This is a genomic window from Opitutaceae bacterium (genome assembly GCA_015075305.1).
Lineage (GTDB): Bacteria > Verrucomicrobiota > Verrucomicrobiia > Opitutales > Opitutaceae > UBA6669.
Window position 1 is genome coordinate 293,353 of the sequence record JABTUS010000004.1, and the last position, 15,609, is coordinate 308,961.

At 60.2% G+C, this 15,609-nt stretch carries 15 protein-coding genes; 13 read left to right on the forward strand and 2 right to left on the reverse strand.

All coding sequences use genetic code 11. The features are described 5' to 3' along the window. The first annotated feature begins 5 nt into the window (after positions 1–5). From HS122_09945 to HS122_09955, 3 genes are read left to right on the forward strand one after another with little or no spacing between them, the layout of a single operon-like run. The gene (locus HS122_09945; GenBank protein ID MBE7538721.1) at positions 6–1,529 is read left to right on the forward strand and encodes a sulfatase-like hydrolase/transferase; all 1,524 of its coding nucleotides are present in this window, start codon (positions 6–8) and stop codon (positions 1,527–1,529) included. Next, complete coding sequence (locus tag HS122_09950) at positions 1,516–3,153, forward strand: beta-galactosidase (protein MBE7538722.1); 1,638 nt, start codon at positions 1,516–1,518, stop codon at positions 3,151–3,153. The genes HS122_09945 and HS122_09950 overlap by 14 nt, the downstream gene beginning before the upstream one ends. 4 nt (positions 3,154–3,157) lie before the next feature. After that, positions 3,158–4,774 carry a sulfatase gene (locus tag HS122_09955; GenBank protein ID MBE7538723.1) on the forward strand — a complete coding sequence of 539 codons (1,617 nt, stop codon included), beginning with the start codon at positions 3,158–3,160 and terminating at the stop codon, positions 4,772–4,774. 84 nt (positions 4,775–4,858) lie between these two features. On the opposite strand, the gene HS122_09960 is transcribed toward HS122_09955, so the two are convergent. Continuing rightward, positions 4,859–6,460, reverse strand: coding sequence for a sulfatase (locus HS122_09960; GenBank protein ID MBE7538724.1), 1,602 nt, complete (start codon positions 6,458–6,460; stop codon positions 4,859–4,861). Between the two features lie 198 nt (positions 6,461–6,658). On the opposite strand from HS122_09960, the gene HS122_09965 reads away from it, so the two are divergent. After that, the gene (locus tag HS122_09965) at positions 6,659–6,964 is read left to right on the forward strand and encodes an EF-hand domain-containing protein (protein MBE7538725.1); all 306 of its coding nucleotides are present in this window, start codon (positions 6,659–6,661) and stop codon (positions 6,962–6,964) included. A gap of 142 nt (positions 6,965–7,106) precedes the next feature. Beyond that, on the forward strand, positions 7,107–7,796 hold the full coding sequence (locus HS122_09970; GenBank protein MBE7538726.1) for a mechanosensitive ion channel family protein: 690 nt from the start codon (positions 7,107–7,109) through the stop codon (positions 7,794–7,796). A gap of 20 nt (positions 7,797–7,816) precedes the next feature. Here the strand turns inward: HS122_09970 and HS122_09975 are convergent, their stop codons facing one another. Next, on the reverse strand, positions 7,817–9,016 hold the full coding sequence (locus tag HS122_09975; GenBank protein MBE7538727.1) for an AI-2E family transporter: 1,200 nt from the start codon (positions 9,014–9,016) through the stop codon (positions 7,817–7,819). 172 nt (positions 9,017–9,188) lie between these two features. Here HS122_09975 and gspG point away from each other — a divergent pair, with 172 nt between their 5' ends. The 8 genes from gspG (at position 9,189) to HS122_10015 (ending at position 15,576) form a co-directional block, all read left to right on the forward strand. Further along, a complete protein-coding gene (gspG, locus tag HS122_09980) occupies positions 9,189–9,671 on the forward strand; it encodes a type II secretion system major pseudopilin GspG (protein ID MBE7538728.1) in 483 nt (160 codons plus the stop codon). Between the two features lie 71 nt (positions 9,672–9,742). After that, a complete protein-coding gene (locus tag HS122_09985; GenBank protein MBE7538729.1) occupies positions 9,743–10,216 on the forward strand; it encodes a hypothetical protein in 474 nt (157 codons plus the stop codon). Positions 10,217–10,221: 5 nt separating this feature from the next. Further along, positions 10,222–10,677, forward strand: coding sequence for a prepilin-type N-terminal cleavage/methylation domain-containing protein (locus tag HS122_09990; protein MBE7538730.1), 456 nt, complete (start codon positions 10,222–10,224; stop codon positions 10,675–10,677). Further along, on the forward strand, positions 10,674–11,369 hold the full coding sequence (locus HS122_09995; protein MBE7538731.1) for a prepilin-type N-terminal cleavage/methylation domain-containing protein: 696 nt from the start codon (positions 10,674–10,676) through the stop codon (positions 11,367–11,369). The genes HS122_09990 and HS122_09995 overlap by 4 nt, the downstream gene beginning before the upstream one ends. Positions 11,370–11,374: 5 nt before the next feature. Further along, the gene (locus tag HS122_10000) at positions 11,375–12,589 is read left to right on the forward strand and encodes a general secretion pathway protein GspK (GenBank protein MBE7538732.1); all 1,215 of its coding nucleotides are present in this window, start codon (positions 11,375–11,377) and stop codon (positions 12,587–12,589) included. Continuing rightward, positions 12,579–13,745, forward strand: a complete 1,167-nt coding sequence (locus tag HS122_10005; GenBank protein ID MBE7538733.1) for a hypothetical protein — start codon at positions 12,579–12,581, stop codon at positions 13,743–13,745. The genes HS122_10000 and HS122_10005 overlap by 11 nt, the downstream gene beginning before the upstream one ends. Next, a complete protein-coding gene (locus HS122_10010; protein ID MBE7538734.1) occupies positions 13,742–14,281 on the forward strand; it encodes a hypothetical protein in 540 nt (179 codons plus the stop codon). Before HS122_10005 ends, HS122_10010 begins: the two co-directional genes overlap by 4 nt. Positions 14,282–14,409: 128 nt before the next feature. Beyond that, positions 14,410–15,576 carry a DUF3570 domain-containing protein gene (locus HS122_10015; protein ID MBE7538735.1) on the forward strand — a complete coding sequence of 389 codons (1,167 nt, stop codon included), beginning with the start codon at positions 14,410–14,412 and terminating at the stop codon, positions 15,574–15,576. Positions 15,577–15,609 lie beyond the last annotated feature (33 nt).

Genomic DNA, 15,609 nt, shown 5'->3' on the forward strand with positions numbered 1-15,609 from the left:
TGATTATGTCCAGAAAACAAGCGGTCTTTTTTCTCATAGATACACAGGGAGTGAATTGTGTCGGATGTTATCATCCGCAGCTGGCTTTGCGGACTCCCAACATCGATCGCCTGGCTGCGGACGGGCTCCGTTTCGAGCGGGCCTACAGTTGTTCGCCGGTGTGCGGCCCGGCGCGCTCCGCGATATTCACAGGTCTCTATCCGCACAGCAACGGCGTGCTCGCCAACGACATGGCGCCACACCTCGATCTGCCGACACTCGGACAGCGCCTGCAGTCCGCGGGATTCTCAACCGGATATGTGGGCAAATGGCACCTCGATGGCACCGACTACTTCGGCAACGGCCGCTGTCCACCGGGCTGGGAGCCGGAGACCTGGATGGACGGACGCAACTACCTCGACTCCCTGCCCGATGACGAGGCGCGGGCGCTGTCCCGCCAGGTGCTCGGCCCGAAGGAAGTGAGGGAGCACGGCATTTCCTCGGAGTTCACCCATGCCCATCGCATCGCCGACAAGGCGATCGACTTCATTCGCAGGCATCAGCATGAGGACTTCTTCCTCGTCGTCTCCATTGATGAGCCGCATCACCCGTTCATTGCGCCCGAGCCGTTTGCCAGCGCGTTTGAGGATTTTCTCTTTCCGGTTCCCAATGCCGATGACCCGCTCACCGACAAACCCCGGAGTCAGCGTGAATGGGCCGCGCACACGGGGAAGGCCTTCGAGGCGAGCTTGGTGAGGCGGAATGGCATGATCCACCTTCGGCACCCACGACACTTCGCCTGCAACAGTTTTTCCGACCACCAGGTGGGGCGGGTCATTGCAGCGATCGAAGAGAGGACCCCTGGCGCATTTGTCACCTACACCAGCGATCACGGCGACATGTTTGGCAGCCACCGGCTGCACGGCAAGGGGCCCTGCATGTACGATGAGATTGCAAGGATCCCCTTGATCGTGAAATGGCCGGGGCATGTCGCACCGGGCGGCACATCGTCCGGTCCGGTGTCACACATCGATCTCGTTCCCACCTGGCTCGACTTCTTCGGCCTTGCGCCAGTCGACCTGCTTCAGGGGAAGTCCCTGCTTCCGCAGATTCGCCGGCCGGAAAGCGCCGTCAACGACAGCGTCTTTCTCGAGTTCAACCGCTTTGAAATTGATCACGATGGCTTTGGTGCGTTCGCTCCGATTCGCGCGGTGTTCGACGGGCGCTACAAGCTTGTGATCAACCTGCTCGACACGGACGAACTTTACGATCACGCGACCGATTCGCTTGAGCTGCGAAATTTGATAAACGATTCGGCTGTCTCTGAAGTGCGCACGAGGCTCCACAAGGAAATCCTGGGCTGGAGGAACCGCACTCGAGATCCCCTCAGGGGGCCGCACTGGATGCGGCGCCCCTGTAGCACCCTTGAGTCCGGATCGACCTGGGGAGGACCGACACGGCCGAGGCCCTTCGATGAGACGTTTGAACCGAAGCCACTGCTCTACGATACCGCTGAGGTGATCGACCGCTATGAATATGCAAAGTATTGAGTCGCTGGCTGTGCTGGTCGCGGCGTGCACCCTGTGCGGTGGGGGCAGTCAGGCGCTTGGCAATGAGCCGGTGGTCGATCGCCTGCAGACGGAGGCCCGGGGGATCCATCTGCTCTGGGCGGATGACAAGCCGGACCAGACGGATATCATGAGGCTGCCATTTGTGCATGGCGGTCAGGTCGTCGTGCAGTGGGCGGACATCGAGCCCCAGCCCGGACGGTACGACTTCAAGTCCATGGACTCCAAACTTGCCTATTTGGCGGGCCTGAACGCATGGGCGACGGTTCAGATCAATGGCAATCTGAAACCTGGCTGGCTTTTCAGGGAGGTGCCCTCGGTCTCCGCGCGTTTTCACCAGCAGGTCCAGGACGAGCAGGGCACGCTCATGTTCTGGCATCCGCGATTCATTGAGGCGCACCTCGCGATGCTCCGGTCCGTGGCGGCGCATCTGCGCACGAGCTCCTGGCGCGAAAGGCTCCTTGGCATCCGCATGAATTTCAATGCGGTAGGCACGGAGCAGCTGCACATCCCCGAGGAGTATTGCGATCCGAGGGCATGGAGGATTCCGGCCGGAGTCTCGGTGGACGGCGTCCCTGTTTACGATGAGACGGTGCGACAGCGCTACGTTTCACGGACAGTCGAAACCTACGAGAAGGAGTTCTCCCAATGGGCAGTTGTGTTTGTGCGCAATCTTGTGGACGGCGAAGTGCTGGCCCGGATTGCGCCCGACCTGCGGGCGGGAAGACTCGGACTCTTTCACACGTCGAGCGAAGTCGAACCGCGCACGGGGATGACGGAGCGCCGCTACGGCATGTTTTATGACTACGCGCGTTCAGGGGAAACCGTTGCCTATGCGGAACCCTGGGCCTCCGCTTGGGGGGAGCATGGGGGCAAGAATGATGTGCGCTGGTGCAGCCCCTGCCAGTGGAACTACTGGACCCTGCTATTTAATCTGCATTGCGGCGTCTCGTTCATCGGAGAGTACTACATCAATCTTCATTTTGCCCTCACCGGGGACCATCCGCGGCGGCTAAAGGACACCGTGCATCCGAAGGAGCAGGCCGGGGAGTTTCTGGCCGCCTACCGATGGGTGGACACCTATGCGGGCAGGCACAATCGTCCGCTTGAAACCCCCGGTGCATGGGTCGCCTTCCGTCAGAATTCAGAGATCAAGGCGAAGAACTCGATAGGACCGAGGGATGGATGGACACTCCGGCGATTTTCGGGCGACTACAATTTCCTGATGGAGCGGCTGGATGGGGATGATTCCGTCGGTGTCGGCCCGGTGGGTCCTCCGGAACAGCGTTATGGCGCCTTTGCCCGAAAATATCCCGCGCAGCGCAGCGCCAGGCTCAGACTGGATTCGGACTTCCTGCGCGTACTCTCACAGCATGGTGGAAGCGTGAGGGTCATCTATCTCGACGACGCACGGCGCCCCGATGCGCTGGTGCGAATCGGAGATGATGTTGTCGGACAACTCAGATTTTCCTCGGGAGGACGCTGGCAGATCGCCGAGTTCGCAGTTCCGAAGGAAAGCTGGAAGCGAACGACCAGCGAGTGGCAGATCGAAGTTGCCAGCGGGGCGGCTCCCGTGACGCTGCATCTTGTGGAGGCGCGCCGTTAAGAATATGAAAGTGATCCAATCGATTCGTCTGATTCTGCTGTCTGTCGCTGCGATCGCCGCTCAATGCGTCGCAGCGACAAATCGTCCGAACATACTTTTCTGCATCGCTGATGATGCATCGTATGCGCACTTCTCGGCGAACGGATGCCGATGGGTGAACACCCCGGCGTTTGACCGGATTGCCCGCGAGGGACTCCTGTTCAGCCGCGCCTACACTCCAAACTCCAAGTGTGCGCCGTCGCGCGCGGTGGTGCTCACCGGGCGAAACAGCTGGCAGCTGGAATCCGCCGCCAATCATGGCGGCTACTGGCCGGAGGGAAAGTATCGAACGTTTGTTGAGACGCTCGGTGAAAACGGGTACCACACCGGCATGACTGGAAAAGGCTGGGGTCCGGGGGATCCCGGGCATCTCAATGGCCGGGCACGCCAGCTGGCGGGGCGGCCGTACAATGACAAACGGAAGACTCCCCTGACGGACAAGATTTCGCCGGTCGACTACGCCGGAAACTTTGCGGCCTTTCTCCAGGATCGTCCGGCGGGCAAGCCATTCTGCTTCTGGTTTGGGGCCCATGAGCCTCACCGCGACTACAGCCGTGGATCAGGCATCAGGCTGGGAGGGAAATCCCCGGGTCAGATAGATCGCGTTCCGCTCTATCTGCCGGACACGCCCGCGGTTCGCAGTGACATGCTGGACTACGCGCTCGAGATTGAATACTTCGATGCCCAACTCGGGCTCGTCCTCGATGTGCTGGAAAAGACCGGCGAACTGGAGAATACAATCGTCGTCGTCACATCCGACAACGCGATGCCGTTTCCCCGCCTGAAGGGCACCACGTACGAGGCCGCCCTGCACCTGCCCCTGGCTATTCGCTGGGGACGAGGCATTGCCCACCCCGGTCGCACGGTGAACGATCTCGTGAGTTTCATCGATTTTGCACCCACGTTTCTCGATGCAGCGGACATTGATCCGGTGAAGACATCGATGGAGTCCATTCAGGGCGGAAGCCTGCTCGATATTTTCCGGAATACAGACGATGGAAAAATTCAGCCTGGCCGTGAATCGCTCTTCACCGGCCAGGAACGCCACGACCTTGGGCGACCGAACGATGTCGGGTATCCCGTCCGGGGCATGCTGACGGAGCGTTTTCTCTATCTGCACAACTTCGAACCGGCGCGATGGCCCATGTGTGATCCGATCACCGGCTACCTCAATACGGACGGCGGGCCGAGCAAGACTGCTGTGCTTGAGGAGAATCGAAAGGGGATAAACCACTGGCGCTGGGAGCTGGATTTCGGCCGTCGACCGGCTGAGGAACTTTATGACCTTCAGAGCGACCCCGACTGCATTGTCAACCTTGCGGCCGATCCTGATTTTGATTCCACGAGAGTTCAAATGAAGGAGCGACTTTTCTCCGCGCTTCGAGAGCAGCGCGATCCGCGCATGGAAGGGAAGGGCGAGGTGTTTGACAGGTATCCGCATGCATCGGCCCTGCGAAACTTCTACGAACGGTACCTAAAGGGAGAACGCCTGAGGACACCCTGGGTGGAGGAGTCGGACTATGAGTCACACGACTTTGACGCCGAACGGCCCCTTGCGCCAAGGCATCCGGTCGGCCGCTGATGGATGCCCGGTGGTCCGCCACATCCATGGGGTCTGCGGGAAGATGGCACCATCGAATCTGGAGGCCGCGGGGGAGCCGCGCCCTTATTTGAGTTTAGACAGATCCCGCTTTATGTCCGGGCTGGGAAGCGGCGGCAGATTGCTGCGCACCTGCTTTTTTGGAGGATTGCGGGGAAGATCGGGTGCAAAGTGCGAGGGGTAGAGTGCGGCGAGGCTTCGTTTTGCCGCAACGACCTCCGGGTCCGAGGACCGAGCCAGATTCTTCCACTGCATGGGGTCCGTCCGCATGTCATAGAACTCCTCCGTGCCGTCTTGGTAGCGGATATAGTACCAGCGCTCATCACGAATCGACGCGTTGCCAAGCCCGTTTATGGTCATCGTTGGATACTGCCAGGACCGCGCGGGCTCCTTGAGCAGTGGAACAAAGCTGCGCCCGTCGATCTCCGCCTTTGGAGGAAGACCGCAGAGTTCAATGAGCGTCTTGTAAAGATCCATGAGGTTGACGAGTCGGGGGCTCTCGGCCCGCCCGCTGGTGATGCCAGGCGCGCGCACCATCAGCGGCAGACGTGTCGCCTCCTGCCAGAGCGTCGCTTTGCGGAATCGCAGTTTTTCTCCGAGGTGCCAGCCATGATCACCGAATATCATGACGATCGTGTTGTCCTTGTAGGCGCTTTTCGCGAGACCGTCCAAAACGACACCCACGCACTCATCGGAGTATGCCGCGGCGGCAAGGTAGGCCTGCACGGCCCGCTTGAAAAGGTCGGCGTGGTCCTTCCGGGTGACCCACTTGAAGTCCGCGGACTCACTGAATTTCCTTTTCCCATCAGGTGTCAGAATGTCATCCAGATCATCGAGTTTGTATTCCGGAATCACGATGCCATCGAGAGGAAAGCGGTCAAAGTACTCCTGCGGCACATACCAGGGAAGATGCGGCTTGCTGATGCCGACCACCATGAAGAAGGGCTTGTCGTGCTGTTTGGACAATTCGTCCGCCGCCCACTGGGAGGTAAGGTAGTCAGGAGTGCCCTCTTTCCCTTCCCTTGTGGGCCCCCAGGCGAACTCAGTGCCTTCATCATCCCGCGAGAAGACCGCATCGTCCTTGGTGGGCGCGCCCTTCGTCCCATCATACACGCCTTTCAAGCGCGAGTAGAGGTGGGAGGGATTCACTCCCCAGGCACCTTCAGTGCTGCTCCAGTCGGTGAAGGCCCACTGCCCCTCATCAAGCCCGTCGGCTGTCGCATGCTTGTGGAAGAACTTGCCGCGGTTGATCGTCTGATAGCCGTTTTGGGCAAAATACTCAGGCAGGGTGGCGTGAGTCTGCACCAGCGGAGATCGCCGCATGTTCTGGCTGTTGCCATAGATACCGGTGCGATAGGGCATGAATCCCGAGAGAAATGCGGAGCGCGAAGGACCGCAGACGGGGCCAGGACAGTAGGCATTTTGAAAAGTGACGGCCCCTTCTGCGCAGAACCGGTCCATGTTCGGCGTGCGAGTCTGGGGATTGCCTCCGAAGGTGCCGACCCAGTCGTTAAGGTCATCGATCGAGATAATGAGCACGTTGGGTCTGGAAGCCTCCGGGGCTGGAGCAGCCGAGACGGACAGTTGCATCACAATGGCGATTGCCGCAAGCCAAGCGGCAGAGGAGAGTTTCCCGATAAGACGGGAACAATGCGGTGATGGATTCATGTTGCGATGATGACGCGCGAAAGGGGCGGGCGGTTGCGGACAGTCTACGCGCAGGCCGCCCGATGCGACATGGAGAATTTACGGATGAAGCAGGATTTTTTGCAATGATCCCGATGCTCGCGGGAGACGCGGCCGGGCTTGACCTGTAACCGGAGCGCGCGCATCGCCGTCTTCTCCGGGGAATACCTGTTATCTCACATGAAAAATCGCATTGTCATCACTGCCGCAGTCGCGGCGGTTTCGCTTCTCACAACGTTTTCGGCGCACGCCGCGGACGCTAATGCCAGGAAAGAAAAGGCTGCAGCCGCATTTGCGGCCGCGGACAAGGATGGCGACGGGAAGCTCAATCCGGCGGAATTCGCCGCCTTCAACAAGAACAAGTTGGACGCGGCGGCAGCCAAGGCCAAGTTCGCCGAGACCGACACGAACAAGGACGGATATGTCACGCGTGAGGAGCTGCGCGCTGCAATGGGCAATCATGGCGGGAAGAAGCCGAAGCAATAACCCCCAGGAGTTGAATCAGCCCGGCTGAACCGGCCGGGTGATGTTCATCGCCCGACGGGCATTGACCGACTTGGCCGATCCACTGGGATCGGCCTTTGTTTTTGCTTCCCAGATCCGGCCGCGGGTGGATTGTCATTCGCACATGCGAACCTCCGAATTTCTCGAACGACTTTCCGCGTTTCTGCCGCGCTTCCTGGGCGCACTGCCTCTCGCTCTTGGGATTGTGGCGGTGACCTTTCTGGTCAGCCTTGTCGTGGGTCGGGCGCTGCACCTGTTTGCACGGCGCGCAGCCCTCACTGAACTGGACGTGCTGCCCATCCGCCGGATTGCACGCTGGCTGATCTGGCTCATAGGAGCAGTGCTGATCGTGAACGTTTTTGGCTTTGAGATGGGCGGCGTCTGGGCCGTGCTTTCCACGATCTTTGGCCTGGTGGCGATCGGGTTTGTAGCGGTCTGGAGCATCATCAGTCACACCTCGGCAACGATGATCATCCTCCTGTTGCAGCCTTTTGAGATCGGGGATGACCTTGAGTTTCCAGGGGAATCGGTGCGCGGGCGCGTGGCGAACCTCAATTTCTTTTTCACCACCCTGGTCGACCATGAGGGCGCGCTTTACCAGATACCCAACAATCTTTTCTTCCAGAAGACCGTTCGACGGAGAATGAACCGGCGTGTCGTCAGCCTGGCTGCGCAGCTCCATTCGAAACAGTCGGCGTCCGTGGAACTGCCGCCTCCCCCGAGGGACACCGGGTCCGCGGGCAGGCGCGTGAGTGTGGATGCCGTGGTCAACACCCCTGATCCCGCGAGCATTTCCCCTGATCCCCGGCGTTGAGCAGCCGGAGGATTGCAAGGTCAGCCGCCTCCCCTGGCGGCTGCAGGATCAGTCGTGGAGGGCGGGCTCCAATGGGAAAGATATTTCCGCTTGGCCAGGCGCCAGGCAGTGACGAAAAATGCCGTCAGCGGGATGGCAAGGATCATTCCCAGAAGTCCATCCAACGCTGTTCCCCAGAAAAAGATGGCGAATATGACCGCGACGGGATGGAGGCCGGTGCGGTCCGACATGATCTTCGGCGTGAGAATCCAGCCCTCAATGTTCTGCACGATCACCTGAACCGTGAGCACGAGGGCCACCAGTTTCCATCCTCCGCCGGGTTGGAACAGGGCCAGCGGCACGGTGACAACAAAACCCATGATCGAGCCGAGGTAGGGGATGATATTCAGGAATCCCAGCGCCATGCCGACCACCGCGCCGAACTTGAGTCCCACAATGCTGAACCCGATGGCGTAGAGCACCCCCATGATCAATCCGATGAGGAGCTGTCCGCGAAAAAAGGAGATCACTATCGAGACGAACTCGCGAAACAGGAAGACGACATCCTCACGGACCGCTGGTGACAGGAACGGCAGGTGCTCCGGAAGCCTGTCCGCCGGTTGCGCGCGCGAGAGCAGAAAGAAGAACAGATAGATCGGCACGACCGCAAGGTGTGTGGCGAAGCCGGCGATTCCCAGCAGCCCCGTTCCCGCCGCCTTGAGCGATGGCACCGCATGCTTGAAAAGGGTCTGAAGCTCCTGGGAGAGCTGGTCGACAATTGATCGCACGGTTGGATTCTGAAGCTGCTTTTGCGTGAGCTCGATCCAGTTGGGGTAGTGTTGCCCGATGTATTCCAAGCTGTCCTTCCACAGTTTCGGCACGAATGCGATCAGATCCAGGATCTGGTCAATCGCTGGTGGAACAACCATCAGGAGGATGAGGGCGAAGACCGCGAGCATGAGGCCCACGACGATGAGGACCGCGGCGAGCCTGCGACCATTGAGCCGCTCCTCGAAAAGCTCCACCAGCGGTCGGAGCATGAGTGCGATGATTCCGGCGACGGCGATTGGCCAGAGGACTCCAGCGAAGCGGGAAACCAGGATGCCGAGCACCCGGATCCCGCCAACGAGCAGGGCGAGAATCAATGCAAACGCCAGGAATGAAAGCGCCGCCGTTATCATGCGCCGTTGGGCCGGCGAGAAAAAATCTTTTGGGGCGGATTGGAACTCTCGGTCGGGCATGAGGCTACGTGATCCGGAAGCGGTGTGAACGGCCAGCCGCATTTTCAGCAAATCCGCAGGACAACCGCATGGTCAACGTCATCTCGAACGGAACGCGGCGTCGAATCAGAAGTCTAATCGCCTCTGATTAGCAGACTCGACACTGGGCCTCCGATCCCGCTTTCCTATTCACATGCCTCCAAGCCAGACCATTGACCTCCGTTCACAAACCGCCAGCCACGCCCGTGCGACCGCGTTGCGCTCGCGAACCGGGTTCACGCTCATGGAGATTCTTGTCGTGCTCGCGATCATCGGCCTTCTGGTGGGCCTGACCGTCACCAAGTTTACCAATGTTCTCGAAGGCAACGAAAAGAAAATTGCGGGAATGTTTGTGAAATCCAGCCTGAGCGGTCCGCTCATGCAGTACCGCATGGCGTTGGGGGAATACCCGTCGACTGCCGAAGGCATACAGGCGCTGATCGTCGCACCCGCAAACAAGAGTGAGCGCTGGGCGGGACCTTACATCGAGGCGAAGGATGGCAAGGTGCCGCTTGATCCATGGGGCGAGCCCTATCAATACCGGTACCCTGGGACGAAGAACAAAGGCGGCTACGATCTTTGGTCGAAGGGGCAGGACAAGGCTGACGGCACCGACGACGATATCGGAAACTGGTGAGGATTTCATTCACGGTCAGGCGCCCGCACCCTGCGCGCACGCAAGCGCGTCGAGTCGCGGCATTCACGCTGATGGAAGTCCTGGTGGGTCTGGCGCTCCTCGGCCTGCTGGCCGGGATCTTTGTCAGCAACGTTGGAGCCCTTGCAGGTGATAGAAAGGTGAATGTTGAGGACGTGTTTTGGAAGGCAGTGACCGAGGCGCGCAAGTATGCTCTGCTCCAGGGCATCGACGTCAGGCTGTCCTTTGACGCAAAGGAGAAGGCCTTCAGGGCTTCGACGGCGGAGGGATCGCGAAGCTTTCCCGTGCCGATCGAGGGCGACCTTGAAATCGATTTCCTTGGGGTGACCAAGGGCGGACGCACGACGGTGCTCATCGGAGGCACCCTGGTGGAGACGCAGACGCTTCCCTACGTGACCTTTTACGCGGACGGCACCTGCTCGAATTTCCGCGCGCAGCTTCGACAGGATCAGGGCGAGGCCCGTTATGTGAGGATCGATCCCTGGACGTGTGCGCCAATGCTTGCGCAAACGGACTCGAATTCCTGAAGACCATGCGCAGGTCGAGACAGGGATTCACGATCATTGAAGTGCTGGTGGCACTGGCGATTCTCGCGCTTGCGGCAATTGTCCTCGGCTCGTCCTACGCGAACGTCATCAACAGCTATTTCGTGATGAAGAAGTCAGTCCGGGCGGAGGCCGATTTCGGCTTCGCCCGATCCATGCTTCTTGCCGAGCCGGACCTGAAGAAAGTGGAGGAGGGGGCGGACTTTGCGACCATGGATGGACACCGCGTGCGGTGGAGCGCAACCGTGGAACCCACGACAATCGCAGATTTGTTCAGCGTGACCTTCCACTGTGAAGTCGCCGGCAGCACGCTTGAGGAAACGAGAACCACCGACCAGGTGTTCCGGCTGCTGCGTCCCACCTGGTCCGAGGCCGGCGAACGCGACAAGCTTCGCGCGGAGTCGCAGAAGCGGATTCTGGAAATGCAGGTGAAGAGACAATGAACACCCCTGCGAACGGGCATTGTGCAAATCGGGGAAGGGCCCGCGCCCGGGAATCGGCGTTTACGATCATCGAGGTGCTGATTGCGCTCGCGATCATCGGACTGATCATGATTGCGATGAACACGTTTGTGTTCTCGATGGGGGAGCTGTGGGGGCGCGGCGGCGACGTGCGGCTCTTTGACCTGCATGTGCGGAACGTGTCGCGGTTCCTTGAGCGCGAACTGCGGAGCGCTAGTTTTCCGCCAAATGTGGCTGCTGGTTCCGGAGCCGTATCGGTTCAGGAAATAAAGGCGGCCACAGGACTCGACAGCCCGCTGCTCACATTCGAAGTCAGGGAGGGCAATCGCCTGATGGTCTGGCCGGAGCGTGCGCTGCCCGAGGTTGTGTGCTCACTGGCCGTGCGAGAAGGAGATGGCCTGCTCCTGCTCTGGCATTCGAGGCTGGAAACGCGCTTTGATGACGATGCACCCCGGGAAACGACGATTTCACCCTGGGTCGCGTCGATGGCCTATGACTATTACGATGAAGATTCCAAGCTCTGGAAAACGGAGACGAATCTCCGGCGCACGAGCGGGCTTCAGGACAGCTATGACACGCCCCAGCGCCTGCGCCTGACCTTTCGGCACGGCAGGCTTTCGGAGGAGTCCATCATCAGTCTTCCGCAGGTGGGAGAGGGCCTGCCGATGTTCTAGGCGCGATGCACCTGGTAAAATCCAACGGGCATCGCCATCGGCTGGGTGTGGCTGCAGCGGATCCGCATGCCGGGCGCGGTGAAGGCGGAACGGTGCTGGTCATCGTGCTCGTGACGATTCTTTTCACGAGCGTGGCGTTGTTTGCGTTCATGGAGAAGGCGAGCAATGATCTGCTTGTGGAAGTGCGCGAAGCGGACGCGCGCCGCCTGCGGACCGAAGCCATGTCGGCCATGGAAACGGTGCTGGCCGTGCTCGAGGATTTTCGCCGGGTCAACAGTGGCCTGCGCAGTCCGGCCGAGGGCTGGGCTGATCCGCTCGCCTTTGCCGGCTACGATCCCGGGCCGGACACGACAGTGCAGGTGGAGTTTGAGGACGAGAGCGGCAAGCTGTCGCTTCCCACGCTCGATTCCGTGGCGCTGATCCAGCTCTTTGTCTCCTGGGAGATGCCAAGGACCGATGCGGAGAAACTGACCGACGCGCTTCTTGGATGGATGCGCCCAGACTACGTGCCGGCGTCGGCAAGCTCCCCGCGACCCGAGGATTACGAGCAGGGAGATCTGCCCTATCAGCCTCCTGGCCGGGCGATGCGATCGTTTTCCGAACTCGCCGCAATTGAAGTTGCTCGCGATTTCTTCTTCGACGAGTCGGGCACGCCGAACGCCAATTTCAAGCGCTTCAAGGATGCCGTATCGCTTTATCAATACAACAAGCCGAACCTGAACGGCGCGGCTGCCGACGCCATGGCCGCACTCGGGCAGCTTGATCCGAATCAACAGCGGCGCCTGGATGATTTTCGACGGGGGCTGGGTTCCTATGAACGCGATGGCCCGGGCTATTTCAAATCCGCAGCTGAAGCCGCGAGCCTGCTTGGACAGCAGGCGTCACCTGACGGCTTTGGCGTGGAGATACAGGCCCTGCGCATCCGGATAACCGTTTCACGAGGCGCCGCCCGGTACCAGCTTTCAGCAGTCGTGGCGCCGCCTGGCGGCGCTCAGCTCGTCAAGCCCGGCATCGTCACTTCGACACGGACTGGCAAGGCTTCTGCAGGCGCCTCGAAGGCGGCTCCAACCCCGACGCCAACACCCCGGCCAGCGCGCAGTGGCCGTGATGCGGGTGCATCAAAAAAGCTGAACTACCCTTTTACGCTCTTGGAAATCACTGAAAACGTGGTGATGTCCATTTCCCACGCACCCAACACTGAACTCCAGCATGCCCTCTGAGCTTGAACCTCCGCCCAGTTCCCCCGTGTCCGCAGGGGAAGGGATGCCGACGACGCGTCGCGTGGTGCGTCTGCCTGACACCCGGTTTTTTGTGCGGACAATTCAGGTGGCGGCCGGCGCCACGAGTGCGGACGTGGCACCGCAAGTTGAACTCGCCCTGGAGGCCCTTTCGCCCTTTCCCGTCTCTCAACTCTACCATGGGCACTACTGGCTGCCCGGTGAGACATCGGCCCTCATTTACGCCGCGTTCCGTCGTCGCTTCACGACTGCCGAGACCGACACCTGGCGGGATGCGGATCTGGTCATTCCCGAGTTCGCCAGCGTCCTGGGCCTCAGACCGGAGCCAGACACTACGGTCATCCAGATGTGCGACGCCAGCGTGACTGGCGTGCACTGGGGGGCGGTTGGAGCTGTCCCCTCACGAGTGCTTGCGGAATCACTGGCGTCAGACGCTTCCGATGAGGACCGCGCGCGTGTGCGTGATGGCATCATTCGCGAGCTTGGGGGCAGCTTGCGCATCATCGAGCTGGCGGGCCCCGCTCCGCTTGCCTCGGGAGACGACCCCGACCAGAGCGACTGCGATTTCGCCGTTGGAGAGGCCCATGCGGTGCTGCCGGAATCTGTGCTCGATTCCGTCGACATCCGGGACAAGGCCGAACTCGGCGCGCGGAGGAAGGCACGATCGCGGGATCTGCTGTTGTGGAGAATTTTGGTGGGATTGATCGTGCTGGGCATCCTGGCCGGCGCTCTTGAGGTTGGACTGATCGGCATGCGAACCTGGCAGAGGAGCCGCGTGCAGCGGGTTGAGGCGCAACGGGCCGAGGTCGAGCGCGTGATCAGCAACGACACCCTGACCCGGCGGATCGCCCAGCTCTCCGAGACCCTGCGTCCGTTCGAGATGATCAACCTCGCCAATGACAAGCCGGACAGCATCTATTTTCTGTCAACCGAGGCCCGTGATGTGAATGTTCTCATCATCGAGGCAACCACGCGCAATTCCGCCGACATCGGCGCCTACGAGGCGACGCTTCGAGCCAGTGCAGCGTTCGAAAAGGTGGACATGACTCCGCCCACAGAACGCGATGGAGTCTCCACTTTCCGCATCACCCTCAAGTTCAAGCCTGAGACGTTTCGCGCAGGCGCACCCAAGCCATGAAGCGACTCAGGCAATTCTTCTTTGAACGGCAGCTGCGCGAGAAGGTCCTCCTCCTGGCCTTTGTATTGCTGGGTGTGGCTATCTGGTGCTCGAATCTCAGTGATCGCGTGGCTCTCCAGGCACGCGAGATCAAACTGACGTCGATGGAACTCGACATGCAGCAGGGCTGGCTTTCTCGAAAGGCGAAGATCGAGGCTGATGCCAAGGCCGCATTGGAAAGCTGGGATCCGAAAAAGACGTTCAGCGCCGTGAAGCTCAACAGCGAGCTGTCCAGCATAGCCGCCAACGTGGGAATCCGGAGCGGCTATTCAATTGAAGCCGTTCCAACGAACAAGAGCGGCGGTTTCGGAACGATCCACACGGTTCGATTCATTGCGCGCCGGGTGGATTTCGGCGTTCTGGATTCATTCTATCAGGAAGTGATCAAGCGCGCGCCCTACATTGGCCTTGAGAGCGTCACACTCGCGGCGGATCGGTCGAATCCGCATCAGTTGAACGCGAATTTCCTCGTCACCTCGGTCGAACTCGCCCGGTAAATGATGCCCGTCGAATGGTCCCGGGTCATGGTCAAGACGATGTCAAACGGCCTGGGGAGCGTGATTCAGACACCGAGAGTGGTTGCCGGCGGATGGATTGCACGGCCAGATGGGATGCACCGGGTTTCATGAGCCATCACCCCGCAAGGAGCTCCTTCGACCGCATACTTCCAACAATGGTCCTGCTGGGGCTTTGTGCTCCTCGGAGCGGACGCACGGAAAGTTTCATGCGCTACAAGTTTCAGTCGTGGCAGGAGGATGCAGGCAGGATCCGCGTTGATGCGCATTACGGCATGGTGGAGTCGGACCTGCCGCGGGAAGTCAGGCTCAAGCTGGTCGGATTGGTGGATGCCATTGCGGGTGCGACACCCACCGGGCAGCCGCTTCAGCCGGGCGCCACGCAGGTGCCGCTCACGCAGTTGACGGACAGGCGCAAGGCGTGGTCCGCAGACATGTCGCGCCAATTCGATCGGACCAACGTCGCGCTGACTTATGCGCAGAGTCGGGAGAGTGACTACCTGTCGAAGGCGTGGGCGGTGAATTCACTCTCGGACTTCAATCAGAAGAACACGACCCTCCTCGTCGGATTTGCCCTGGCGGATGATGATGTGACCGCCCGCACGCTCGGCGCGCCGCGACGGAAGAAGAGCAGGGATTTCATTGTCGGCGTCGCCCAGTTGCTCAGCGCGCGCGCATCGCTCACGATCAATCTGACCCATGGCGTCGTCGACGGCTATCAATCCGATCCCTACAAGGTCATTCAGAAGAACACCGAAGTGGTGCCCGGACTGTTTCTGCCCCTGACATACGCTGAAAATCGGCCGACCGAACGCGACAAATGGATCGGCTTCGCCTCGATGAACCTTGCCTTTCGAAATATTGAAGGTGCCGTTGAGGCGAGTTACCGCATCTTCCATGACGATTGGGGGACCACCAGCCATACGCTGGGCTTGGAATGGTTCCAGACCGTGCGCACCGGACTGACAGTTCGCCCCATGCTGCGTCTCTACCGACAGTCCGCTGCGGATTTCTACCGACTGTCGCTCGATGGATCATCGATCACTCCGGGTCCTTCCGCAGAGGGACATGCGCCTTATTTTTCGGCCGACTACCGGCTCTCGGAAATGGACACCTGGACGGCCGGGCTGAAAGTCGTCTGGGAAATCATTCCGGGGTCGTTGACCATTGATGCCGCCTATGAACGTTATGCGATGAATGGTCGTGATGGGGTCACGTCGAGGAGCGCCTATGCCGACGCAGACGTTTTTACGACCGGAATTCAGTATTCCTGGTAGTTGCACCGTGTAACCCTTCGTGCAGTCAATCGT